This window comes from Streptomyces sp. A1277 (assembly GCF_004795015.1).
Lineage (GTDB): Bacteria > Actinomycetota > Actinomycetes > Streptomycetales > Streptomycetaceae > Streptomyces.
Genome location: NZ_SSBI01000014.1, coordinates 1 through 23752, shown reverse-complemented (window position 1 = coordinate 23752; position 23752 = coordinate 1). Strand labels below are relative to the sequence as shown.

The following is a 23752-nucleotide window of genomic DNA, read 5'->3' as shown; positions in this document are numbered from 1 at the left end:
GTCCTACTCCAGGACGTGCCGGCCCTCCGGCTGCGCGCTGCACGAGGCGCGGAAGGTGCAGTGGGTGCAGTGCTGGCCGGTCGTCGGGGTGAACCGTTCGTCCAGGACCCGGCCGGCGGCGGTCGCGAGCAGGTCGGAGACCCACTCGGAGTCCGGCGGCGCCTGCGCCTGCACCTTGGGCGCGGCGTCGCCCCCCTCCTTCTTGGGGGCGGCCTGGCGCAGCTGTACGAGTTCGGCGCCGCCCGGCTCGGGCCGCGTACCGTCGAAGACGTCGTCGACCGCCCCTTCCCGGACCGCCAGCTGGTAAACGGCGAGCTGGGGGTGGCGGGCGACCTCGTCCTTCGTCGGGGACTGCTTGCCGGTCTTGAAGTCGACCACGTAGGCGCGGCCCTCGGTGTCCCGCTCCACGCGGTCCATGGAGCCCCGGATGCGCACCTCGAACTCCCCCGCCTCCAGCGTCACGTCGAAGTCGTGCTCACTGGCGACGGGGGTACGGCCGGTCCGGTCCATGACGTGCCAGCTCAGGAAGCGTTCGAGGGCGGCGCGCGCCTGCTCCTTCTCCTGGTGCGACTTCCAGGGGGCGTCGAAGACCAGCCCGTCCCAGACCGAGTCGAGCCGCTCCATCAGGACGGCCAGGTCGGCGGGCGTACGGCCGGAGGCCACCTCGTCGGCCAGGACGTGGACGACGTTGCCGAAGCCCTGGGCGGCGGTCGCGGGCGCGTCGGCCTTCACCTCGCGGCCCAGGAACCACTGGAGCGCGCAGGTGTTGGCCAGCTGGTCGAGCGCGCTCCCGGAGAGGGCGACGGGCTGGTCCCGGTCGCGCAGCGGTACGGCCGAGCGCGTCGGCTCGTAGAGACCCCACCAGCGGTACGGGTGGGCCGAGGGCACGAGCGGCTGGCCGTCGTCGTCGGTGAGCGCGGCCAGCCGGGCGAGCCGCCGGGCGGCCTCCTCGCGCAGGGCGTCGGAGGCGGCGGGGTCGACGGTGGTGGCGCGCAGCTCGGCGACGAGCGCGGCGACCGCGAGGGGGCGGCGGGGGCGGCCGGTGACGTCCCGGGGTTCGACGCCCAGCTCGGCCAGGAAGCGGGAGGGCTGGTCGCCGTCGTCGGCGGGGGCCTTGACGGCGGTGACGACCAGGCGCTCGCGGGCCCGGGTCGCCGCCACGTAGAACAGCCGCCGCTCCTCCGCGAGGAGGGCGCCGGGGGTGAGGGGTTCGGCGAGGCCGTCGCGGCCGATCCGGTCCGCCTCCAGGAGCGAGCCGCGCCGCCGCAGGTCGGGCCAGAGTCCTTCCTGCACACCCGCGACGACGACCATGCGCCACTCCAGGCCCTTGGACCGGTGGGCGGTCATCAGCCGTACGGCCTCGGGCCGCACCGAGCGCCGGGAGAGGGTGTCGGCCGCGATGTCCTGGGCGTCGACCTCCTCCAGGAAGTTGAGCGCGCCCCGGCCGCCGGTGCGCTCCTCGGCGCGGGCGGCCGTGTCGAAGAGGGCGCAGACCGCGTCGAGGTCGCGATCGGCGTTGCGCCCGGCGGCGCCCCCGCGCAGGGCCGCGCGCTCCAGCCGGCCCGGCCACGGGGTGCCGGACCACAGCGCCCACAGGGCCTCCTCGGCGGTGCCGCCGGCTTCCAGCAGCTCGCGCGCCGTGCGCAGGAGCGCGCCCAGGCGCTGGGCGCCCCGGGCGTACGCCGGATCGTGCGCCACGAGCCGCTCCGGTTCGGCGAGTGCGCGGGCCAGCAGCTCGCCGGAGGGCGCGGGCACCCGGTTGCCGGCGGCGCGCTCCTCGTCCCGCAGGGCCCGGCCGAGCCGGCGCAGATCGGCGGCGTCCATGGAGCCGAGGGGCGAGGCGAGCAGGGTCAGGGCGGTCTCGGTCCCGAGCCAGGCGGCTTCCTCCCCCTCGGCCGCTTCTGCCGCTCCCCCGCGCAGGGCCGCCGTGGCCACCGCGCGCAGGGCGGTCAGGAGGGGGGCCACGGCGGGTTCGTGGCGCAGGGCCAGGTCGTCGCCGTCGACCTCCAGGGGGACGCCCGCCGAGGTCAGGGCCCGGCGCAGGGCGGGAAGCGTGCGGCCGCCGGCCCGGACGAGCACCGCCATCTCCTGCCACGGCACCCCGTCCTCCAGGTGCGCCCGGCGCAGCAGGTCGGCGATGTTGTCGAGCTCGGTGGAGGCGGTCGGATAGGTGTACGTCTCGACGCTGCCGCCCTCGCGGACCGCGCCCAGCTCGCGGTGGGCGCGGACCTTCGCCGACGGAAGCCGGGTGAGCGGCATCCGCCGGGTGAGCAGCCGGGTGGCGGCGAGCAGCCGGTCGCCGGAGCGGCGGGAGGTGGTGAGGACGCCGACCGGGGCCGGGGCGCCGTCCGCGCGCCGGAAGACCTCGGGGAAGTCGAGGATGCCGTTCACGTCGGCGCCCCGGAACGCGTAGATCGACTGGTCCGGGTCACCGAAGGCGATCAGATCGCGCCCGCCGCCGGCTCCCGGAGCGCTGCCCCGGTTGCCGGCCAGCGCGTGCAGCAGCCGCACCTGGGCCGGGTCGGTGTCCTGGTACTCGTCCACGAACACTGCGTCGTACTTACCGGCCAGCAGCGCCGACACCTCGGGGCGCTCCGCGAGCAGCACCGCGCGGTGCACCAGCTCGGCGTAGTCGAGGATCCCCTGGGCGTCCAGCACGTCGAGGTACTCGGCGAGGAAGCGGGCGGCGGCGCCCCAGTCGGGCCGGCCGGTGCGCCGGGCGAAGTCGGCGAGGGCGTCCGGGCCGAGGCCCAGCTCGCGGCTGCGGGCGAGCACCGCGCGCACCTCGTCGGCGAAGCCGCGCGTGGTCAGACAGGCCCGCAGCTCGTCGGGCCAGCGGATGTGCGGGCGGCCCTCCTTCTCCAGGTCGAGCTGGCCGGCCAGCAGATCGCGGACGGTCACGTCCTGCTCAGGTCCGGAGAGCAGGCGCAGCGGGTCCGCGAAGAGGTCGGCGTCCTGGTGGGCGCGGACCAGGGCGTAGCAGAAGGAGTGGAAGGTGGTGGCCTGCGGTCCCCGGGCGGCGCCGAGCCGGGCGGCCATCCGGTCGCGCAGTTCGACGGCGGCCTTGCGGCTGAAGGTGAGGACCAGCACACGGGCCGGGTCGCCGCCCCTGGCGACGCGGGCGGCGACGGCTTCGACCAGCGTGGTCGTCTTGCCCGTACCGGGTCCGGCGAGCACCAGGAGCGGGCCGCCCGCATGGTCAACCACCGCGCGCTGGGCCGCGTCCAGGAGAGGGGGCTCCACGGAACCCGGCAGGGTGCGCACCAGCCGGTACGGGCCCGTGGACCCCGGCCGTGTCTGACGGCGAGGACTGTGCCGGGTGGTGGAGGAGGTGCTCACGTGGGATCGCCGGTCCTGGTGGGTGTACGGGTGGTGAGGGCGCGGGATCTGCCGCGAACTGACGACGCTACTCCGGCGCGGGCCGCGAATGCGGCGGGACGGCTGCGGGGATCGTCACGTTCCGCGCGCGGCCGGGCCCCCGCCCCGCGCCGTGCTTCCCGCACACCGTACGGACCGGGCTCCGCGCGATACGCCGCCGGATGGCCGAAGCTGTCAGGTGTGAGCTCCCCCACCGCCGCCGCCCGTCACGCCGTCCCACCGTGCGCGCCGCATGTCCAGGCGGGGGAGGTGGCCCTCCGCGCCGGCCGGGGCCTCGCGCAGCGGGGTGTTCTCCTCGCGGTAGTGGTCCAGCGCGCGCAGCTCGTGGCCGGGCAGCAGCGCGCCGTCGGAGCGCACCACGCGCCACCAGGGCGCCGCTCCCCCGTACAGCGCCATGACGCGGCCGACCTGGCGCGGGCCGCCGTCGCCCAGCCACTCCGCGATGTCGCCGTAGGTCATGACGCGGCCGGGCGGGATCAGATCGGCGACGTCGAGCACGCGCTCCGCGTACTCCGGCAGCGCGTCGCCCGTCGGGTGTTCGCTCACCGGACCCATCCTGCCGTACGCCACCGACAGCCCGGCCTGGGCCGTGTCCGGGCGCACACGCAGCGTGCGTGCGGCGGGAAAGTTGCGTATCTTGCGCAGCGCACGCCCCCGCATCGCACCCTGATGCCCCCGTGTGTTCGTCGGCCGTGCCACCATCATGCGGGCGGTGACCGGTGATACGAGACCACGAAGACCAATCAGAGGCGACGAAGGAGCAGGGCGTGCAGCCACCGAAGGCGGCCGACGACGCCTCCGATGCCGAGCCGCGTCCGGACAGGGCCCGGCAGCAGCCGGGCACGGACGCGGAGGACTCCTCCGGGCACCCGGCAGGCTCGACGCTCGCCACCGCCGACGAGGCACTGACCGAGCGCGTCTCGGGGGACGAACCGCTGCTGCCCGCCCGGGTGCACCGCCCCTCCGACCTGCTGCGCCTGCTCATCGGGGTGCTGGCGGTCGTCGTGCTGTTCTCCGTCGCCGCCTTCGCCCACGGCACGACCACCGGCCTCGAACAGGACATCAACAAGGGCACCGGCCAGGCCCCCGACCTGCTCATCAAGCTGGCCGGACTGGTCTCCAGCATCGCCGTGCTCCTGGTGCCGGTCGCCTTCGCCATCGAGCGGCTGATCAAACGCGACGGGCTGCGGATCGCGGACGGGGTGCTGGCCGCGGTGCTGGCGCACGGCGTGACGCTCGCCACGGATCTGTGGGTCGCCAAGTCCGCTTCCGGCACCGTGCAGGACGCGCTGACCCAGCCGACGCCCGGTGACGCGGTGACCGACCCCGTGCACGGCTACCTCGCCCCCGTGATCGCCTATATGACGGCGGTGGGGATGGCGAGACGGCCGCGCTGGCGGGTCGTGCTGTGGGTGGTGCTGCTGCTCGACGCGTTCGCCATGCTGGTCGGCGGCTACACCACCCCGTTCTCCATCGTCCTGACCGTCCTGATCGGCTGGTCGGTGGCGTACGGCACGCTCTACGCGGTCGGCTCGCCGAACGTCCGCCCGACCGGGCAGCACCTGATGGCCGGGCTGCGCCACGTCGGCTTCCGCCCGGTCACCGCGATGCGGGCCGAGGACGCGCCCGACTCCGGCGACCAGAGCGACCGGGGGCGCCGCTATCTGGTCTCCCTGGAGGACGGGCCACCGCTGGATGTGACGGTCGTCGACCGCGAGCAGCAGGCCCAGGGCTTCTTCTACCGGGTGTGGCGCAGGCTCACCCTGCGCGGCATCACACAGCGGCGGTCCATCCAGTCGCTGCGCCAGGCGCTGGAGCAGGAGGCGCTGCTCGCGTACGCCGCCATCGCCGCCGGGGCCAACGCGCCCAAGCTGATCGCCACCTCCGAGCTGGGCCCGGACGCCGTGATGCTGGTCTACGAGCACATCGGCGGCCGGTCCCTGGACGCCCTGGAGGACGCCGAGATCACCGACGATCTGGTGCGCGGCGCCTGGCGCCAGGTGAAGGCCCTCCAGTCGCGCCGGATCGCGCACCGCAGGCTCACCGGAGACGCCATCCTGGTGGATCGTTTCGGCAAGGTGTTCGTCACCGACCTGCGCGGCGGGGAGATCGCGGCGGGCGATCTGGTGCTGCGGATGGACGTCGCGCAGCTGCTCACGACGACCGGTCTGCGGGTGGGCCCGGAGCGGGCCGTGGCCGCCGCGCTCGCCGTGCTCGGCCCGGACGCCGTCGCCGACAGCCTGCCGCTGCTCCAGCCGATCGCGCTCAGCCGCTCCACCCGGGCGCATCTGCGCAGGCTCGCCCGGGAGCGGTCGCAGCGCGAGCGCGAGGCCGTGCTCGACGCCTCGGACGCGGCGAAGCGGGCCAGGGCGGAAGGCGCGGAGCCCTCCGACAACGGGGATCGCAAGGCCGGCCGCAAGTCGCTGCGCACCGAGAAGCAGGCCGAGAAGCGGGCCATGGACGACGCGCTGGAGGAGGCGCGCGAGGAGGACCTGCTCACCCAGATCCGCCGGGAGGTCCTGCTGATCCGGCCGCAGGCCCCCGTCGAGCCGGTCCGCCTGGAACGCATCAAGCCGCGCACCCTGTTCAGCTTCATCGCCGGTGCCATCGCCGCGTACTTCCTGATCTCGCAGGTCACCCAGGCCGACTTCGGCGCGGTGGTCGAGCAGGCGGAGTGGGGCTGGGTGGCGGCTGCGGTCGGCTTCTCGGCGCTCAGTTACGTGGCGGCCGCGATGAGCCTGCTGGGCTTCGTGCCCGAGCGGGTGCCGTTCGGCAAGACGGTCCTCGCACAGGTCGCCGGTTCGTTCGTGAAGATCGTGGCGCCTGCGGCGGTCGGCGGGGTCGCGCTGAACACCCGCTTCCTCCAGCGCGCGGGGGTCCGGCCCGGGCTCGCGGTGGCCAGTGTGGGCGCCTCGCAGCTGTTCGGCCTGGGCTGCCACATCCTGCTGCTCGGCGCCTTCGGCTATCTGACCGGCACCGAGAAGACCCCGTCCTCGCTGACCCCGTCCAGGACCGTGATCGCCGGGCTGCTGACGGTCGCCGTGCTGGTGCTGGTGGTGACGGCGATCCCGTTCCTGCGCAAGTTCGTGGTGACCCGGGTGCGGTCGCTGTTCGCCGGGGTCGTCCCGCGCATGCTCGACGTCGTGCAGCGGCCGCAGAAGCTGCTCACCGGCATCGGCGGGATGCTGCTGCTGACCGGCGTGTTCGTGATGTGCCTGGACGCCTCGGTCCGGGCGTTCAGCGGACCGGACACCCCGCACCTCAGCTACGCGAGCATCGCGGTCGTCTTCCTCGCCGGCAACGCGCTCGGCTCGGCGGCCCCCACGCCCGGCGGTATGGGCGCCGTCGAGGGCGCCCTGACGCTGGGTCTGATCGCGGTCGGGCTGCCGAAGGAGGTCGCCGCCCCCGCGGTGCTGCTGTTCCGGCTGCTGACCCTGTGGCTGCCGGTCCTTCCCGGCTGGCTCTGCTTCAACCACCTCACCCGCAAGGGCGAGATCTGAACGGCGCACCGGCCACCCGCTTGGACCGGCACCCCGTGCACCCGCCCCGGCGCCGCCGCAGCATGGACCGATGAGGACCTCCCCTGCCCTGCGCGCCGCGGCCCTCGCCGCCACCGTGACCGTGCTGCTCCCCCTCGCCGGCTGTGCGGACGGCGGTGACAAGGACGCGACCGACCGCTCGACCAGCCCACCGCGTGCGGCGAACGCCGCCACCGGCAGTCCGTCCGGCCTCGCCTCCCAGAAGCTGACGTGGAAGAAGTGCCCCGCCCCTTCCCAGGCACAGGGCGGCGGAAAAGCGCCCTCCCCGCTGCCCGGCGGGGCCACCTGGGAGTGCGCCTCGATGAAGGCCCCCCTCGACTACGCGAAGCCCGACGGCGACACCATCGAACTGGCCCTCATCCGCGCCGAGGCGATCGACCGGAAGAAGCGGATCGGCTCGCTCATCTTCAACTTCGGCGGCCCCGGCGGCTCCGGCGTCGCCACCCTGCCCGCCTTCGGCACGCAGTACGACAAGCTGCGCGCCCGCTACGACCTGGTGAGCTTCGACCCGCGCGGGGTGGGGAACAGCGACGGGGTCGAGTGCGAGACCGACAAGCAATTGGACGCGCGCTACCAGGAGGACGGCACGCCGGACGACGCGACGGAGGAGAAGGCGTTCGTCAAGGACACCAAGGAGTACGCCGCCGCCTGCGAGAAGAGGTCCGGCGAGCAGTTGCCGTTCGTCGGCACCACCAACGCCGCCCGCGACATGGACCTGATGCGCCAGGTCCTCGGCGACGACCGCCTCTACTACTTCGGCATCTCGTACGGCACCGAGCTGGGCGGCGTCTACGCGCACCTGTTCCCCAAGAACGTCGGCCGGTCCGTGCTGGACGCGGTGGTCGACCCCACCGAGGACGCCGAGCAGTCCTCGCTCGGCCAGGCCAAGGGCTTCCAGCTCGCCCTGGACAACTTCGCGAAGGACTGCGCGGACCGGGGCGACGCCTGCAAGCTGCCCGGCTCCGACCAGAAGGAGATCGAGCAGGGCATCGTCGACCTGCTGGACCGGCTGGAGAAGAAGCCCGTCAAGGGCATCGGCCCCCGCAAGCTCACGCAGACCCAGGCCACCACCGGCATCGCGGCGGCCCTCTACTCCAAGGAGACCTGGCCGCTGCTCGAACAGGGCGTGGACGAGGCCGACGGCGGGAACGGCTCGCTGCTCCTGGCCCTCGCCGACTCCCTCAACGGCCGCTCGGAGGACGGGCGGTACGACAATTCGGCCGCCGCCTACACCGCGATCAGCTGCGCCGACTCCCGCGAACGGTTCACGCTGGAGCAGACGAAGGCGAAGCTCCCCGCCTTCCGGGATGCCTCGCCGGTCTTCGGTGACTACCTGGGCTGGGGCCTGATGGGCTGCACCGACTGGCCGGTGAAGGGCACCTGGAAGACCCCGGACGTCAGCGCCCCCGGCTCCGCCCCCGTGCTGGTCATCGGCAACACCGGTGACCCGGCGACGCCGTACGCGGGCGCCAAGGCGATGGCCGAGGAGCTGGGCAAGGGCGTCGGCGTGGAGATGACGTACAAGGGCCAGGGGCACGGCGCGTACAACAGCGGCGATGCCTGCGTGCAGAAGGCGGTGGGCGGCTACCTGCTGGACGGCAAGGTCCCGGCCGCCGGAACGGTCTGCGGGTAGGCGCCCGGCGTGCGCGCCTACCATGGGCGAACTGCCGTACGGGCAGGGCTCGACGGGGAGGTACGCACACGTGGTCGCACACGCACGGGCCGGGGCGCTCGCAGCCGCCGCACTGCTCCTGACGGGGGTGCTCGCGGGCTGCGAGGACGGTTCGGACGACAAGCCGGGCAAGCGGGCGGACGGTGGCACGGCCTCATCGGCCGCCTCGCCGTCCGCCGCTTCCTCCCCTGACGCGGGCGGGCTGCCGGCGCTCCCCGCCTCCCTCACCTCGCAGCAACCGGACTGGGCCCGCTGCAAGGCCCCCGAGGGCGGCAGCGCGCCGGGGGCACAGTGGCGCTGCGCGAAGGTGGAGGTGCCGCTGGACTACGCGAAGCCCGAGGGCGACACGATCGGCATCGCCCTGATCCGCAAGGAGGCCCGCGACAAGGGCCGGCGCCTGGGCTCCATGCTGTTCAACTTCGGCGGGCCCGGCGGCTCGGGCGTATCGATACTGCCGCGCGCCGCCGGTTCGTACACCACCCTCAACACCCGTTACGACCTGGTGGGCTTCGACCCGCGCGGGGTCGCGGGGAGCGCCGGGGTGCGGTGCCGGGGCGACAAGGAGCAGGAGGACGCCTACCGGGACGTCGACATGACCCCGGACACGGCGGCCGAGCAGGCGCAGTTCATGAAGGACGGCGCCGACTTCGGGGCCGGCTGCGCACGCCTTTCGGGCAAGGTCCTCCCGTACGTCGGCACGACGAACGCCGCCCGCGACATGGACCTGATCCGCGAGGTGCTCGGCGACCGGAAGCTGACCTACTTCGGAATGTCGTACGGCACCGAGCTGGGCGGTACGTACGCCCACCTCTTCCCGAAGAACGTGGGGCGTACGGTCTTCGACGCGGTCGTCGACCCGACCGCGGACAGCACCGGGCACGCCCGCAACCAGGCGACCGGCTTCCAGCGGGCGCTGGAGAACTACTTCAAGGACCGCGGCCAGGACCCGAAGGCGGGCACCCGGCGCATCGCCGCCCTGTTGAAGCGGATCGATGCCGAGCCGCTGCCCACGGGCACCGACCGCGAGCTGAACGAGTCGCTGGCGGTCACCGGCATCGTGCTCCCCCTGTACTCCAAGGACAGCTGGCCGGTCCTCACCCGGGCCCTGGACGAGGCCGAGAACGGGAGCGGCGCCACGCTGCTCCAGCTCGCCGACTCGTACAACGGCCGGGACGAGAACGGGCACTACGACACCGAGACCCACTCCCAGCGGGCCATCTCCTGCGCGGACGGCAGGGCCAGGCCCACGGCGGCCGAGGCGAAGGCGCTGCTGCCCGAGTTCGAGAAGCTGTCCCCGGTCTTCGGTCCGTTCCTGGCCTGGGACACGGCGGGCTGGTGCGCCGGCTGGCCGGTGAAGGGCGAGCACGACACGCCCGAGGCGAGCGCCCCGGGCGCCGGTCCGATCCTGGTCGTGGGGACGACGGGCGACCCGGCGACGCCGTACGAGGGGGCGCGCAAGATGGCGGACGAGCTGGGCAGGGGCGTCGGTGTCCTGCTCTCCAACAAGGGCGAGGGGCACGGTGCCTACGGCGGCAACAGCTGCGTGACCTCGACCGTAGACGCGTACTTCCTGGACGGGAAGGTCCCGGCGGACGGCACGACCTGTTCGTAGCGGCTCCGCACACGCCGAAGGGGCCGGCCCGCGGACGCGGACCGGCCCCTTCGGGACGTTCTAGTACACCGGCTTCTCGGGCTCGATCTGGTTGACCCAGCCGATCACGCCGCCGCCCACGTGGACCGCGTCGGCGAAGCCCGCCGACTTGAGGACCGCGAGGACTTCCGCACTGCGGACACCCGTCTTGCAGTTCAGGACGATGCGGCGGTCCTGGGGGAGGTCCTGGAGGGCGTTGCCCATCAGGAACTCGTTCTTCGGGATCAGGCGGGAGCCCGGGATCGCGACGATCTCGTACTCGTTCGGCTCGCGGACGTCGATGATCTCGATCTTCTCGTCGGCGTCGATCCACTCCTTGAGCTGCTTCGGAGTGATCGTGGAACCGGCCGCCGCCTCCTGGGCCTCCTCGGACACGACCCCGCAGAACGCCTCGTAGTCGATGAGCTCGGTGACGGTGGGGTTCTCGCCGCAGACCGCGCAGTCGGGGTCCTTGCGGACCTTGACCTGGCGGTACTGCATCTCCAGCGCGTCGTAGATCATCAGCCGGCCGACCAGCGGGTCGCCGATGCCGGCGAGCAGCTTGATGGCCTCGTTGACCTGGATGGAGCCGATGGAGGCGCAGAGCACACCGAGGACGCCGCCCTCGGCGCAGGACGGAACCATGCCCGGCGGGGGCGGCTCCGGGTAGAGGCAGCGGTAGCAGGGGCCGTGCTCGGACCAGAACACGGACGCCTGGCCGTCGAAGCGGTAGATCGAACCCCAGATGTAGGGCTTGTTCAGCAGGACCGCGGCGTCGTTGACCAGGTAGCGGGTGGCGAAGTTGTCCGTGCCGTCCACGATCAGGTCGTACTGGGAGAAGATGTCCATCACGTTGTCGGCTTCGAGCCGTTCCTCGTGAAGGACCACGTTGACCAGGGGGTTGATCCCCTGCACGGTCTCCTTGGCCGACAGCGCCTTGGACTTGCCGATGTCGCCCTGGCTGTGGATGACCTGGCGCTGCAGGTTCGACTCGTCGACCTCGTCGAACTCCACGATGCCGAGCGTGCCGACACCGGCGGCGGCCATGTACATCAGGGCCGGCGAGCCGAGGCCCCCGGCGCCGACACAGAGCACTTTCGCGTTCTTCAGCCGCTTCTGCCCGTCCATCCCGACATCCGGGATGATCAGGTGGCGGGAGTACCTGCGGACCTCGTCGACGGTGAGCTCAGCAGCTGGCTCGACCAGGGGTGGCAGCGACACAGGAACCTCAACAATGCAGGTGGTCGGTTTCTACGTACTTCGACTACGTACGGTTGTTCTTGCCGTAACACTGCCACGCCCCCTCTCATTCCGAGATACCAGGTCCGATCCGCGAGACGATTTCGTCCCAGTACCTGGGCAGTGCCGCGAATGGGTCGCTTTGTCCGCGACCGCGTCCGGATTCCGCCTGCCCGCTGCGTCCGGATTCCGACTGCCCGCCGCGGTCGGTGAAGAAGATCGTCCCGGCGCCCTGCCAGCGGGCGATGCGCATGGCCTCCTCCAGGTGGGTGCGCGGGACGCCGTGGACGAAGTGGGCGAAACGGCCGGGCGGGTAGGCCGCGGTCCACTCCGCCACCTGCGACCAGCGGTAGTCGCTCCACGCGCCGCGGAAGGTGACGAGCTGGTCGGCGACCTCCGCGTAGCCGGGGTACGGGTGGGTGTCGTGCCCCAGCACGAGCGGCCCGTCGGCGTCCGTGAGGAAGGCCCTCAGCGTGCCGGTGAGACGGCGGACGGCCGGCAGATCGGCGCGGTCGGCCGGGCAGCGGTCGAGGTAGAAGCCGTCCACGCGGTACCACTCCAGGAAGGACCGGGCGTCTGCCAGCAGCTCCGCGAAGGGCCGCCGGCCGTGCGCGAGGTCGAGCTGCCCGAGCAGCCGGCCGCCCGCCGCCCGCACGGTGTCGAGCGGCTGCCCGCCGTGCAGCGCGCGGGCGCGGGCGTTGCGGAGCCGGCCCGCGGCCTCCAGGCAGTGCGGGTCGGGCCGGCTGCCGGGGCCGTTGTCGATGTTGAGGACGGCCCAGTGCAGCGGGGTGCCCGGGCGCGCGAGCTCGGCCCACTCGGCCGGTGCGAGCAGCGGGTGCGCGTAGCCGGGGACGCCGAATCCGAGCTGTTCGGCGCCGCTGCCGCGCCGGGCGGTGCCGGTGCTGGTCAGATACGGCACGCCGCCTCCATCCAGATGTCGGCCAGGGACTCCTCCAGATTGATCCGGGGGCGCCAGCCGAGCCGGTCCCGTGCGGTGCGGACGTCGGCCTGCTGCCAGGCGCCGCAGCCGTCCGGGTACGGGGACGGGGTGGCCGAGAGGTGTTCGATGACCGATTCGGCGGAGGTGCGGGGGGCGCCGATGGGGAGGCGGGCGGGGGGCGTGTCCAGCTCGTGGAGCGCGCCGGCGTATCCGGCGACCTTGGCGAGGACGGCCGCCGCGTCGCGGAGCCGGACGGCCCGGCCGGTGCCGATGTTGACGACGCCCTGCGCGGCGGAGAGCGAGGCGGCGTGCACGGCCCGCGCCACGTCGCGTACGTCCACGAAGTCGCGCTGCACGCCGAGGCCGCTGAGCTTGAGCTCGTTGTCCCCGGACTGCATGGTGCGCCGCATGGCCTCGGCGAGCCGGCCGAGCGGGGAACCGGCCGGGGTGCCGGGGCCGACCGGTGAGAAGACCCGGAGCACGACCGCGTCGAGCCCGGAGCCGAGGACGAGTTCGGTGGCGGCGAGCTTGCTGACGCCGTACGGGCCGCCGGGGCGCGGGATGGCGTCCTCGGCGGTGGACGAGCCGGGCTGCGAGGGCCCGTACTCCGAGGCGCAGCCGACCTGGACCAGGCGGGCGGTGCAGCCGCTGCGCCGCATCGCCTCGCAGACGGTGGCGACGGCGACGGTGTTGTGCCGGGTGAGGTCGCGCGCCCCGCCCCGGGTGGCGCCGGCGCAGTTGACGACGACCCCGGGGTGGACGGCGTCCAGGAAGCGGGTGAGCGCTCCGGGGCTGCCGCCGGCGAGGTCGAAGCGGACGTCGGCGTCGTCGCCGCGCCCGAGAGCCGTGAGGTGGACGGCGGGGTCGGCGAGCAGCCGGTCGGCCACGAACCGGCCGATGAATCCGTTGGCTCCGAGCAGCAGCACCCTCATCGCGCACCGCCTCGGGGCCGACGGCGGGCTGCCGGTGCGGGGGATTGGGGGGTCATGTCCGGTGTCTCCTTGGGGCAGTGGTGCGGAACGGATGGTGACGACCCGCGGCGTCGGCTCCGCGGGGAGTGCTGGGGCCGCCTCAGGCGGCGGTGTGGGCGGACGCCCTGGAGAGGGCGAGGGTGGCGGTGGTCAGCAGGCCGAGGGCGGCCGCACCGCAGGCGAGCGCGGGTACGGCCCCGGTGCCCGCCGCCTCGATGAGGGCGTCGACGGGGCGGGCGAGCGGGTGGAGTCCGGGCAGTCGCCCGGCCAGGATCAGGGCGGGGGCCGCGGCCTCGACGGCACAGGCGGCGGCGAGTCCGGTGGCGGCCGGTTCCGGGAAGCCGTGGACGGTGAGCAGGCGGGCCAGCAGGAGCAGCAGCCCGAGGGCGGCGGCACCGAGAGGGGCGCCGCCGGGGCCGAGCCCGAGCCGGGCCAGGTACAGCAGCACGCCGAGGACGCAGAGGAAGAGCGCGACCACGCCGAAGAGCAGGGGGCGCACACCGGCGGCGAACTCCTCCAGGGCGCGGCTGCCGTGGAGTCTGCGGTGTGCGTACAGCGAGAAGAGGTGGGCGCACCAGGCGGCCGGGGCCATCGCGACGGCGAGCCCGAGCAGGGGGGCCGGGGTCAGCGTCCAGGGGCCTTCGGGACCGCCGCTGAGGACCTGGTGGAGCAGGGCGTCGCCGTACAGGACGTAGCCGAGGAGCCAGCAGGCGCAGAGGGCGGCGGTGCCCGAGGAGCCGCCGGGGGCGCTGAGCGGGCCGGTGCGCAGGGCGAGGACGAGGCCGGTGAGCGCGAGCAGCGTGCCGCCGCAGCCGATGGCGAGCCGTGCGTCGCCGCCGAGCACCCCGTCTGTGAGCCGCAGCGCGACGAAGGTGGCGAGGCAGGCGGCCCCCGGCAGCAGGGCGCGCAGCGACCAGGCGGCGCGCGTCTCGATGTCGCGCGCCGGAGCGGGGCCCTCTCCGTGCTCCCCCGCGACCGCCGCGACCGCCGGGACCGCCGGGACCGCCGCGACCGCCGGGACCGCCGGGACCCGAGCGAAGAGTTCTTCGGCGAGCGAGAACACGTCGCGGTGCCGGTAGCGGGCGGCGGTGCGGTCGGTGACTCCGTGGGCTTCGAGGCCGGCGGCGATCTCCAGTGGATCGACGGCCCGCTCGCACAGCTCGCGGTGCCGGTGCATCAGGGACTTCACAGGGTCGGCGGTCCCGCGCCGCCCGCTGTCGGTGGTGTTGCCCGCGGCGGCCTCGCACGCGGTGGTGTTGCCCGCGGTGGCGTCGCACGCGGTGGTGTTGCCCGCGGTGGCCTCGCGCGCGGTGCGGGCCACCTCGGGGGCGCGCGCCGGGTCGTGCGCCGGAGCGTGCGCCGGGGCATCAGCGGGCGCCCGGACAGGGGCATGCGCGGGAGCGTCGGTGGGCGCGGGAGCGTCGGTGGGCGCGGGAGCGTCGGTGGGCGCGGGAGCGTCGTCCGCCCCGCCCCCCGGCGTGGAGCCGAGGTCTTCGCGGGCGTCCGTCTGGGGGCCCATCGTCGTTCCTCCGTGCTGCTGTTCGTCCGGTCCCGGCCGGCTCGGGCGGGCCGGGCCCGCCGTCTCCTGGTCACGCATCGCTCTCCCCCATACCCGGCGCGCCCGCCCAGCTGGGGGTGCGGTCGCCGGGGCTCGGCTCGGGTTCCGGCGCCGGCCGGAGGCCCAGGACGTGGACCTCCGGTGGAGTGGCGAAGGGGCGCGGGCCGTCGCCGGTCTCCGGGAGCGGGCCGCCGCGCACCGGCGCCCGGGCGATCAGCTCCAGGTAGATGCCGCGAAATGCCGCGAGGTTCTGCTCCACGGTGAAGAGTTCGAGCGCCCGGGCGCGCGCCGCCGCGCCCAGGCGCGCACGGCGCTCCGGGTCGCGCAGCAACGCGAGGCAGGCGTCCGCGAGCGCCCGGGGGTTGCGCGGCGGGACCACGAGCCCCGTGCCGCCGATGACCTCCACGACCGCGCCGACGTCCGTCGAGACGGTGGCCCGGCCGCAGAACATCGCCTCGACCAGGCTGATCGGGAAGCCCTCGACCACGCTGGAGAGCACCACGACGCCGCCCGCCGCGTACGCCTGGGCGAGGCCGGGCACCTCCGCGCCCCCGATGTCCTCGAAGGAGACGGGGCTGCCGCCGTCGGTGTGCGTACCGGCCGCCTCGTCGGGGAAGAGCTCGGCGGCCAACGCCCGGCAGTGCGCGAGATAGGCGGCGCCCGCCGGGCCCGGGGCCGGCGCCCCGATGATCCGCAGCCGGGCGTCCGGCTCGGCCCGGCGCACCTCGGCGAAGGCGTGCAGGAGGGCGACCAGGTCCTTGGCGGGCTCGATCCGGCCGACCCAGACGAGCGTGTCGGGGCCGCCGTCGTCCTCGCGTTCACCGAGCGCGGCGAACCGGGCGGCCTCCATGCCCGGGTACACGGTCCGCACCTTGGCGGGGTCGGCGCCGCAGCGCTCCTGCCAGCGGCGGGCGTGGGTGTTGCCGGGGGTGATGAGCGCGGCCTGCCGGTACACCTCGGTGGCGAGCCGCCCGTGGAAGTTGGCCAGGAGGGCACGCACCGGCGCGCTCACGGGCGCACCCCCCGAGGCGAGGTAGTGCGCCCGCACCTGCACGGAGTGCTCGGTGACCAGCAGCGGCACCCCGAAGAAGCGTTTGGCCAGCAGGCCCGGCAGGGCGGCGGCCCCGCCGGACGTGGCGTGGCAGAGGTCTACGGCACCGAGGCCGTCCTCGTCGTACCAGTCGAGGGAGAGCGGACGCAGCACCCGGTCCAGCTCCGCGGTGAAGGCGAGGAGGTCGGCGACGGTGGCGGTCTGCACGGTGCGTCCGGTGCCGGGGGCGCGGCAGGCGTCCTCCAGGATGCGCACCGCGGTCTCGGAGCGGAGGGCGGCGGGCAGTCCGCCGTGTTCCCAGGCCAGTTCGGCGAGCCCGTAGAGGCCCTGCGTGAACTGCTCGTCGGCGGCCCGGAGATCGGCGCCGGCCCTCGTACCGGCGGCGGCCGGGGCGGTGCCCGGGTCCGCCTCGCCGCGCTCGGTGCCCGCGGCCGTGCGGACCGAGGCCGCGAGGGCGGTGAAGTGAGTGACGAAGCGCCGGCGTTCGCGCCGGGCGTAGGTCCGCGCGTCCCCTCCGGTCAGCAGCCGCGAGAACGGGCTCCTGGGCGCGTGCAGCCCGAGGGTTTCCTCGTCGGCGGTCCACAGGGGGGCCGTGCGCACCCGGCCGACCTGGTCGGGGAGCCGGACCCAGCCCTGCGCCTCCTGTTCGGCGCTGCGGCTGAGCGCGAAGAGGTCGAACTCGTGCTGCGCGAGCCCGCGTACCAGTCGGTCGCACCAGAGCCTGGACTCACCGGTCGCGTACGGATAACCACCCTCGGTCAGCAGGCCGATCCGCACGAGTACACCCCCGATCTCCCTTGAGAGCGGCCGCCGTTGGATCGGCGACTCGCAGCGGGACGACCGTAAGCGGATACGCCGGTGGTGCGACGGACGGTTGTCCGTCGCACCACCGAAAGGGGTGAACCGGCGTAACTTTCCCGCCCCGATAGCGTTCTGTCGCGCTATAGAGGCGGAGGATCACTCAGGGTCAGGCTCACGGCGCGGTGGCTACCCGCTCACCGGCCTCCTGACACCCGCTCAGCCCTCGGGGTGGACCCAGGGGTTGGGGCGGCATTTGATGCCGTCGAGGTTCAGCGTCTTGGTCTGCTGCTGCATGACCGGCGCGAGGGCGCCCTTCGTACGGCAGCTCGCGTGGTTGTGGCCGAGCCGGTGGCCGACCTCGTGGTTGATCAGCATCTGCCGGTAGGAGTACAGCTTGTCCGGCCCGAAGGTGGCCGAACCCTGCGCCCAGCGGTAGGCGTTGATCATCACGCGCTCGGTGGCGGCCGAGTCGCAGGAGACGTTGTCCTCGCTGGTGTCCAGGCCCGACTTCCGGCACCACTTGGCGGTGGTGCCGGGACTTGCCAGCGTGATGACGAAATCCGGATCACCCTTGGAAATCCGTTCGAAGGTCATATCGCCGTCGTGCGCCCAGCTCCGGCCGTCGTTGAGGGTCTTCTGCACGGCCTGGGCGAAGAGTTGGGCATCGAGCCCGAGCCCCTTCTCCACGTCGATGCGGTAGCGGTGCTTCGTACCCTTGCCCGGCGCCTCGGCCGACCCGGGGACGGTCTCGAAGGCCCCCGATCCCACGAGCGCCGGGGCCAGCGGATAGGGCTTGGCCATTTTCTGTTCATACGTAAGGGGCTTGACCGACGCCGTCTCGGGGGACGGTGTGTTCCGGCTGTCCGAGCGGGAGGCGTCGTCGGCGTCGTCCCGGTCCACGCCCGCTGCCTGCGCGGCCGCGCTGGCGCCGGTGCCGTCGTGGGCGACCTGGCCGGCCACGACGACCGCGAGCACGGTGGTGACCGCGGCGGCGGCGATGCCGGTGAACGTACGGCCCTTGCCGCCCTTGGCCGGGGCCGGCTCGTCGCGTCCGCGCTCGGTCGGGCGCTCGTCCCGCTCGGTGACGGGGCCGGCGGGCGCCGGGGCCCGCCGGCGCGGCGCGGGCGGGTTGTCGAACGCCTCGACGAACTCGCGCCGCGGGCCCGGTATCAGCGGCCGGGCGGAGGTCGCCTGCTGGTGGTGGGTGGGGCCCTGCGGGTGGTGTGCGGGGCGCGGGACGCCGGGCCGGCCGTCCGGCGCGGGTGCCTGGAGTCCGGGCCGCCCCGGGCCCGGGCCGCCGGTGCCGCGGCTCATGGGGCCCGCGCCCCAACCGCCGCCGGGTTCCCGCTGCTCGGGGTGGCCGCCGCGCACCTCGGGCGTGCCCGGGAACGGTCCTGGGCCGGCCGGTTCGGCCTGCCGTCTGCGCCGCCCGTTGCCGGCGGCCGGCCGGGCGGCCTCGCGCCCCGCCTCGTTCGCCTCTGCCTGCCCGGTCTCGGGCACCCTGGGCGCAGGGCCCTTACGGCTGTGTCGTCCCACGCCCCGGATCAGCTCCCGCCGCATTCGTCGAGCAATTCCCGGAACGCCTGGGCGACCGCCTCCGGGTACTCCATCATCGCCACGTGCCCGGCATCGGGCAGTGTCAGCAGGCGCGCGTCGCGGAAGGCCGCGGACGCCCTGCGGGCCATCCGGAACGAGACGAGCTGGTCCCGTCCGCCGTACACCAACTGGGTCGGCGCGAGCACCCGCTCGGCCTGGCGCCACAGCCCGTGCTGTCCGCCCAGGGTGTACGCGTCGACGATGCCACGGGCGGAACGCGCCATGGCGTCCCAGAAGTACGGCAGTTCCAGTCGGCGCTCCATTTCGGCCACCGCGTCGCGGAAGCCCGTATCGGAGACCCGTGCCGGATCGCCGTAACAGAGTGCCATGACTCCGCGGGTGCGATCTTCCGCACTCCAGTCCCGGGTCAGCCGGGCGAACAGGGAGGCGACGCCCGGGAGTGCGAGCAGCGCGGTCGGGGCAGCCGAGCGCTGCACCCGGATCTCGGGCAGCGCGGGCGAGACGAGCGTGAGCGTGCGCACCAGGTCGGGGCGGACCGCGGCGACCCGGGTGGCCACCGCGCCGCCCAGCGAGTTGCCGAACAGATGGGCGGGGCCGCGCCCCTGGGCGTCCAGGAGGCGGATGACCGCGCGGGCGTGCCCGGTGACCGAGTAGTTGCCGTCGTCGGGCGGCGGGGAGTCGCCGAACCCGGGCAGGTCGAGCGCCTCGCAGTCCACCGCGTCCTCCAGGAGCGGCATCAGGGCCGTCCAGTTCTGCGAGGAGCCGCCGAGGCCGTGCACGAAGAGGGCGGGCGGCAGCCCGGGCCGCCGGGAGGGCCGCGAACGGACGGTGAGCGTCAGCCCGGGCAGCTCGACGGAGCGCAGCCGCTCCCCCTCCGCGACCCTGACGGTGCTCACCGTGGGTGCCACCGCTGCGGCGGCGGCGCGGACTCCCGGCAGCTCGGTCGAAGACATGCGGCAATGTTACGAGATGATCACACGACCATTCATGTGTTCGCCGTCACAGATCGCATAGCGGCTTTCGGGGGTACGCCATAGGCTCGATAACCGAGGAAGGGAGTCACCATGACGGTCGACCCGAGGGATCCGGAGACCTTCGAGGACGTCCAGCCGGACGAGCCCGGCCAGGAGACGCCCGATGCGGACGCCGCCGAGCAGCAGGCGGACCTGCGCCCTGAGAGCGACGAACCGCTCACGGACCTCGACCGCGACGACGTCAGCGAGGGCGATGCGGCGGACCAGGCCCGCGTCGTGCCGCAGGATGAGGACGATTACCGCTGATACGTCCCGCTCTGTGGCGGGAGCCGAACAGCCTGTGGCTTCCGCAGCCGTCCGGTCCGTGAAATTCTGCGTCCGCGCCGCGCATACCGGGGTTACCCGAAAGTACGATGTCGGTATGGCGCGGCATGTACGGAACGGCTGTGTCGGACCACGAATTTGGGAGGCGGCGTGACAGCCATCGAGCAGACCGAGGCGGCGCGCCCGCGGGGCACTCGCCTGCCCCGCCGCGCCCGACGCAACCAGCTGCTGGGAGCCGCGCAGGAGGTGTTCGTCGCGCAGGGTTACCACTCGGCGGCGATGGACGACATCGCGGAACGGGCCGGGGTCAGCAAGCCGGTGCTCTACCAGCACTTCCCGGGCAAGCTGGAGCTGTACCTGGCCCTTCTCGACCAGCACTGCGAATCGCTGCTCCAGGCGGTGCGCACGGCGCTGGCGTCGACCACGGACAACAAGCTGCGCGTGGCCGCGACGATGGACGCGTACTTCGCGTACGTCGAGGACGAGGGCGGCGCCTTCCGGCTCGTCTTCGAATCCGACCTGACCAACGAGCCCGCCGTCCGCGAGCGGGTGGACCGGGTCTCGCTCCAGTGCGCCGAGGCGATCTCCGACGTGATCGCGGGCGACACGGGCCTGTCCAAGGACGAGTCCATGCTGCTCGCGGTGGGCCTCGGCGGGGTGTCCCAGGTGGTCGCCCGCTACTGGCTCTCCAGCCGGTCGGCCATTCCGCGCGACACCGCGGTCCAGCTGCTCACCTCGCTGGCCTGGCGCGGCATCGCGGGCTTCCCGCTGCACGGCATCGATCAGCACTGACCACCGGGCGGTGCCGGTGTTCGCTGCGGGCGTGGCCCGCAGCGCCCGGACAAGTCCCCTCAGCGGGCTAATGTGTGCTGCGTACGGCGCGGTTCACCGCGCAGGGACTGACCGTCGGAGGGACATAGCCGTGGAGGTCAAGATCGGGGTGCAGCACACGCCCCGGGAGATCGTTCTGGAGAGCGGGCTTTCCGCCGAAGAGGTCGAGAGCACGGTGTCCGCGGCTCTCGCCGGCAAGGCGCAGCTGCTCAGCCTCACGGACGAGAAGGGCCGCAAGGTCCTCGTGCCGGCCGACCGGATCGCCTACGTGGAGATCGGCGAGCCCAGCGCACGACGGGTGGGGTTCGGGACGCTGTAAGGCGTACGGACACAGAGACCGCGCAGAAGCGGCCCGGCGGGACTCCCGCCGGGCCGCTTCTGCGTACGCGTACGTCCGCCTTCGCTGTGCGGCGGCTGAGCGAAGCCTGTGCGCGGGAGGGTTGTGACCGGCCGCTCACGGGTAGTACGACCAGGACCGAAATGCCCGCCCCGTCATCCTGCGAGGTGATCGTCTGTGATCCTGGAAACGCTGAGCGCCGTCGTACTCGGAGTGGTCCTCTCGTGGGCGGCCCTGCGCTCGCTGCCAGGCCGTCTGCCGGCCCGTCGGACCGTGCTCGGCACCGGCGCGCTCGGGGCACTGTTCGGTGCGCCCCTCATGCACTCCATGCTCGGCTCCGGCCATGCGACGGCCACGGTGGTGGGCGCCGTGCTGATCGCGGCGGTGACGGTGTCCCTGCTGATCAGGCCGCGCAGCCGACGGCTGAACCGGTCGGCCGCCGCCTGACGCCTAAGCGGCCAGTCCCAGGGCGGCCATCCGCTTGGTGTGCGCCTCGGTGATCCGGGAGAACATCCGGCCGACCTCCGCCAGGTCGAAGCCGTCGGCGACCCCGCCCACCAGCATGGTCGACAGCGCGTCGCGGTCCGCGACCACGCGCTGCGCCTGCGACAGCGCCTCGCCCATCAGCCGCCGCGCCCACAGCGCGAGCCGGCCGCCGAGCCTCGGTTCCGCCTCGATCGCGGCGCGCACCTTCTCCACGGCGAAGTTGCCGTGGCCCGTGTCGTCGAGCACGGCGAGGACGAGGGAGCGGGTGTCGGAGTCGAGCCGGGCCGCGACCTCCCGGTAGAAGTCGCTGGCGATCGAGTCGCCCACGTACGCCTTGACCAGGCCCTCCAGCCAGTCCGACGGCGCGGTCTGGCGGTGGAATTCGTCCAGCGCCCTGGCGAACGGCTCCATCGCCCCGGTCGGCTCCACCTCGATGGCGGTCAGCCGCTCCGCCAGCCGCTCGAAGTGGTGGAACTCGGCGGACGCCATCTTCGCCAGCTCCGCCTTGTCGGCCAGGGTCGGCGCGAGTTTGGCGTCCTCGGCGAGCCGCTCGAAGGCCGCCAGCTCCCCGTAGGCGAGTGCTCCCAGCAGGTCGACCACGGCGGCCCGGTACTGCGGCTGCGCGGACGCGGTGGTCCAGTCCTGGTCGGCGATTCGGGTGGTCGCGGGGGCTTCAGTGGCGTTGTCAGGCGTCTCCATGCAGCGCAGAATAGCCCGCCCGCAGAACAGCGGGAGGGCCCGGTCGACGACCGACGTCACACCGTTCCGACGAATTCGCCCAACACAGATGCGCGGATCCGGGGTACAGTGGTAATGCGCTTACTGAGCACTTCGCATCTGCTCGTGGCGCGAAATTGAATGAGGATGCCCGGTCGGTGGCCCGATCGGCTCCGACCCGACAGCCCTCCACGCGGTGTGTACGACACGTACGACCGTACAGCGAGGGGCCCCCTCAGCGGCACGAGCGCTCGAGCGACGGCAGTGGTCCCGCGCCACCCGGCCCATCCCGGCCGGATGACCAACCCCCGGCACGGTACGACCCCCTTCGTTCGCCTCGGACCGCGTCTCACAGAAGAGGCAGCACCCTGACTACGTTCCGAGACCTCGGGATTCTTTCCGAGACGGCCGAGGCCCTTGAGGCCGTCGGCATCATGTCCCCCTTCCCCATCCAGGAGCTCACGCTCCCCGTCGCCCTCTCCGGCTCCGATGTCATCGGGCAGGCCAAGACCGGCACCGGCAAGACGCTCGGCTTCGGCCTGCCGCTGCTGGAGCGCGTCACCGTCCTCGCGGACGTCGAGGCGGGCCGGGCCAAGCCCGAGCAGCTCACCGACGCCCCCCAGGCGCTGATCGTCGTCCCCACCCGCGAGCTGTGCCAGCAGGTCACCAACGACCTGCTGACCGCCGGCAAGGTGCGCAACGTCCGCGTGCTCGCCATCTACGGCGGCCGGGCGTACGAGCCGCAGGTCGAGGCCCTCAAGAAGGGCGTCGACGTGATCGTCGGCACCCCGGGCCGGCTGCTCGACCTGGCGGGCCAGCGCAAGCTGGACCTCTCCCAGGTCCGCGCGCTCGTCCTGGACGAGGCCGACGAGATGCTCGACCTGGGCTTCCTGCCCGACGTCGAGCGCATCATCACGATGCTGCCGGCCAAGCGCCAGACCATGCTGTTCTCGGCCACCATGCCGGGCGCGGTCATCTCGCTGGCGCGCCGCTACATGTCGCAGCCGACCCACATCAACGCCACCTCGCCCGACGACGAGGGCACCACCGTCAAGAACACGGCGCAGTACGTCTACCGCGCCCACTCGATGGACAAGCCCGAGATGGTCTCGCGCATCCTCCAGGCCAACGGCCGCGGGCTCGCGATGATCTTCTGCCGCACCAAGCGCACGGCGGCCGACATCGCCGAGCAGCTGGAGAAGCGCGGTTTCGCCTCCGGCGCGGTCCACGGCGACCTCGGCCAGGGCGCCCGCGAGCAGGCGCTGCGCGCCTTCCGCAACGGCAAGGTGGACGTGCTGGTCTGCACCGACGTCGCCGCCCGCGGTATCGACGTCGAGGGCGTCACGCACGTCATCAACTACCAGTCCCCCGAGGACGAGAAGACCTACCTGCACCGCATCGGCCGGACCGGCCGCGCGGGCGCCAAGGGCATCGCGATCACGCTGGTCGACTGGGACGACATCCCGCGCTGGCAGCTGATCAACAAGGCCCTGGACCTTAAGTTCCCGGACCCGCCGGAGACGTACTCCACGTCCCCGCACCTGTACGAGGACCTCGACATCCCGGCCGGCACCAAGGGTGTCCTGCCGCGCGCCGAGCGCACCCGGGCCGGTCTGCGGGCCGAGGAGATCGAGGACCTCGGTGAGACGGGCGGCCGCGGCCGCAAGTCCGCCGCCGCCTCGGCCCCCGCCGTCCGCGAGGAGCGCCCGCCGCGCACGCCGCGTCAGCGCCGTCGCACCCGGGGCGG

The 23752-nt window shown here is 73.5% G+C and carries 18 protein-coding genes; 8 read left to right on the top strand and 10 right to left on the bottom strand.

Annotated elements, in window-relative coordinates:
* Positions 1 to 3: 3 nt before the first annotated feature.
* Together E6R18_RS11865 and E6R18_RS11860 are read right to left on the bottom strand one after the other, a co-directional pair.
* Positions 4 to 3339, bottom strand: coding sequence for an ATP-dependent DNA helicase (locus E6R18_RS11865; protein ID WP_136316850.1), 3336 nt, complete (start codon positions 3337 to 3339; stop codon positions 4 to 6).
* 213 nt (positions 3340 to 3552) lie between these two features.
* Positions 3553 to 3933, bottom strand: a complete 381-nt coding sequence (locus E6R18_RS11860) for an MGMT family protein (protein WP_276607260.1) — start codon at positions 3931 to 3933, stop codon at positions 3553 to 3555.
* Positions 3934 to 4145: 212 nt separating this feature from the next.
* On the opposite strand from E6R18_RS11860, the gene E6R18_RS11855 reads away from it, so the two are divergent.
* The 3 genes from E6R18_RS11855 to E6R18_RS11845 all read left to right on the top strand — a co-directional run bounded on the left by E6R18_RS11855 (position 4146) and on the right by E6R18_RS11845 (position 10201).
* Positions 4146 to 6878: a lysylphosphatidylglycerol synthase domain-containing protein gene (locus E6R18_RS11855; RefSeq protein ID WP_136316848.1), complete on the top strand. Its 2733-nt coding sequence runs from the start codon at positions 4146 to 4148 to the stop codon at positions 6876 to 6878.
* Positions 6879 to 6948: 70 nt separating this feature from the next.
* Entirely contained in the window at positions 6949 to 8550 is a 1602-nt protein-coding gene (locus tag E6R18_RS11850; protein WP_136316847.1) for an alpha/beta hydrolase, read from the top strand.
* A 70-nt stretch (positions 8551 to 8620) separates the two neighbouring features.
* On the top strand, positions 8621 to 10201 hold the full coding sequence (locus tag E6R18_RS11845; RefSeq protein WP_136316846.1) for an alpha/beta hydrolase: 1581 nt from the start codon (positions 8621 to 8623) through the stop codon (positions 10199 to 10201).
* Positions 10202 to 10261: 60 nt separating this feature from the next.
* On the opposite strand, the gene moeZ is transcribed toward E6R18_RS11845, so the two are convergent.
* The 7 genes from moeZ to E6R18_RS11810 all read right to left on the bottom strand — a co-directional run bounded on the left by moeZ (position 10262) and on the right by E6R18_RS11810 (position 19289).
* Positions 10262 to 11440: an adenylyltransferase/sulfurtransferase MoeZ gene (moeZ, locus tag E6R18_RS11840; protein WP_136316845.1), complete on the bottom strand. Its 1179-nt coding sequence runs from the start codon at positions 11438 to 11440 to the stop codon at positions 10262 to 10264.
* An 85-nt stretch (positions 11441 to 11525) separates the two neighbouring features.
* Positions 11526 to 12377: a spherulation-specific family 4 protein gene (locus E6R18_RS11835; protein WP_136316844.1), complete on the bottom strand. Its 852-nt coding sequence runs from the start codon at positions 12375 to 12377 to the stop codon at positions 11526 to 11528.
* Positions 12365 to 13330, bottom strand: a complete 966-nt coding sequence (locus tag E6R18_RS11830) for an NAD-dependent epimerase/dehydratase family protein (protein ID WP_136316843.1) — start codon at positions 13328 to 13330, stop codon at positions 12365 to 12367. Before E6R18_RS11830 ends, E6R18_RS11835 begins: the two co-directional genes overlap by 13 nt.
* A gap of 139 nt (positions 13331 to 13469) precedes the next feature.
* Entirely contained in the window at positions 13470 to 14888 is a 1419-nt protein-coding gene (locus E6R18_RS11825) for a hypothetical protein (protein ID WP_240799699.1), read from the bottom strand.
* A gap of 70 nt (positions 14889 to 14958) precedes the next feature.
* Entirely contained in the window at positions 14959 to 16755 is a 1797-nt protein-coding gene (locus E6R18_RS11820) for a DUF3492 domain-containing protein (RefSeq protein ID WP_136316842.1), read from the bottom strand.
* 240 nt (positions 16756 to 16995) lie between these two features.
* Positions 16996 to 18339 carry a DUF3152 domain-containing protein gene (locus tag E6R18_RS11815; RefSeq protein WP_136316841.1) on the bottom strand — a complete coding sequence of 448 codons (1344 nt, stop codon included), beginning with the start codon at positions 18337 to 18339 and terminating at the stop codon, positions 16996 to 16998.
* On the bottom strand, positions 18324 to 19289 hold the full coding sequence (locus tag E6R18_RS11810) for an alpha/beta hydrolase (protein ID WP_136316840.1): 966 nt from the start codon (positions 19287 to 19289) through the stop codon (positions 18324 to 18326). The genes E6R18_RS11815 and E6R18_RS11810 overlap by 16 nt, the downstream gene beginning before the upstream one ends.
* Positions 19290 to 19400: 111 nt before the next feature.
* On the opposite strand from E6R18_RS11810, the gene E6R18_RS11805 reads away from it, so the two are divergent.
* The 4 genes from E6R18_RS11805 to E6R18_RS11785 all read left to right on the top strand — a co-directional run bounded on the left by E6R18_RS11805 (position 19401) and on the right by E6R18_RS11785 (position 21249).
* A complete protein-coding gene (locus E6R18_RS11805; protein ID WP_136316839.1) occupies positions 19401 to 19616 on the top strand; it encodes a hypothetical protein in 216 nt (71 codons plus the stop codon).
* Between the two features lie 168 nt (positions 19617 to 19784).
* Positions 19785 to 20426 (top strand): TetR/AcrR family transcriptional regulator, encoded by a 642-nt coding sequence (locus tag E6R18_RS11795; protein WP_018105511.1) that lies wholly within the window; start codon positions 19785 to 19787, stop codon positions 20424 to 20426.
* Positions 20427 to 20556: 130 nt separating this feature from the next.
* Positions 20557 to 20784 (top strand): DUF3107 domain-containing protein, encoded by a 228-nt coding sequence (locus tag E6R18_RS11790; protein WP_206307768.1) that lies wholly within the window; start codon positions 20557 to 20559, stop codon positions 20782 to 20784.
* Between the two features lie 195 nt (positions 20785 to 20979).
* Positions 20980 to 21249 (top strand): hypothetical protein, encoded by a 270-nt coding sequence (locus E6R18_RS11785; protein WP_136316837.1) that lies wholly within the window; start codon positions 20980 to 20982, stop codon positions 21247 to 21249.
* Positions 21250 to 21252: 3 nt separating this feature from the next.
* On the opposite strand, the gene E6R18_RS11780 is transcribed toward E6R18_RS11785, so the two are convergent.
* Positions 21253 to 21987, bottom strand: coding sequence for a ferritin-like fold-containing protein (locus tag E6R18_RS11780; RefSeq protein ID WP_136316836.1), 735 nt, complete (start codon positions 21985 to 21987; stop codon positions 21253 to 21255).
* A 452-nt stretch (positions 21988 to 22439) separates the two neighbouring features.
* Between E6R18_RS11780 and E6R18_RS11775 the strand changes: the two genes are divergently transcribed.
* Positions 22440 to 23752, top strand: a 1313-nt coding sequence (locus E6R18_RS11775) for a DEAD/DEAH box helicase (RefSeq protein ID WP_136316835.1), incomplete at its 3' end; no start/stop codon positions are given.

What these genes read in the sequence shown, in the direction of transcription:
- E6R18_RS11815 (WP_136316841.1), bottom strand. Translation starts at nt 18,339, where the DNA reads ATGCGGCGGGAGCTGATCCGGGGCGTGGGACGACACAGCCGTAAGGGC.
- E6R18_RS11825 (WP_240799699.1), bottom strand. Translation starts at nt 14,888, where the DNA reads ATGGGCCCCCAGACGGACGCCCGCGAAGACCTCGGCTCCACGCCGGGG.
- E6R18_RS11860 (WP_276607260.1), bottom strand. Translation starts at nt 3,933, where the DNA reads ATGGGTCCGGTGAGCGAACACCCGACGGGCGACGCGCTGCCGGAGTAC.
- E6R18_RS11780 (WP_136316836.1), bottom strand. Translation starts at nt 21,987, where the DNA reads ATGGAGACGCCTGACAACGCCACTGAAGCCCCCGCGACCACCCGAATC.
- E6R18_RS11830 (WP_136316843.1), bottom strand. Translation starts at nt 13,330, where the DNA reads ATGAGGGTGCTGCTGCTCGGAGCCAACGGATTCATCGGCCGGTTCGTG.
- E6R18_RS11805 (WP_136316839.1), top strand. Translation starts at nt 19,401, where the DNA reads ATGACGGTCGACCCGAGGGATCCGGAGACCTTCGAGGACGTCCAGCCG.
- E6R18_RS11850 (WP_136316847.1), top strand. Translation starts at nt 6,949, where the DNA reads ATGAGGACCTCCCCTGCCCTGCGCGCCGCGGCCCTCGCCGCCACCGTG.
- E6R18_RS11810 (WP_136316840.1), bottom strand. Translation starts at nt 19,289, where the DNA reads ATGTCTTCGACCGAGCTGCCGGGAGTCCGCGCCGCCGCCGCAGCGGTG.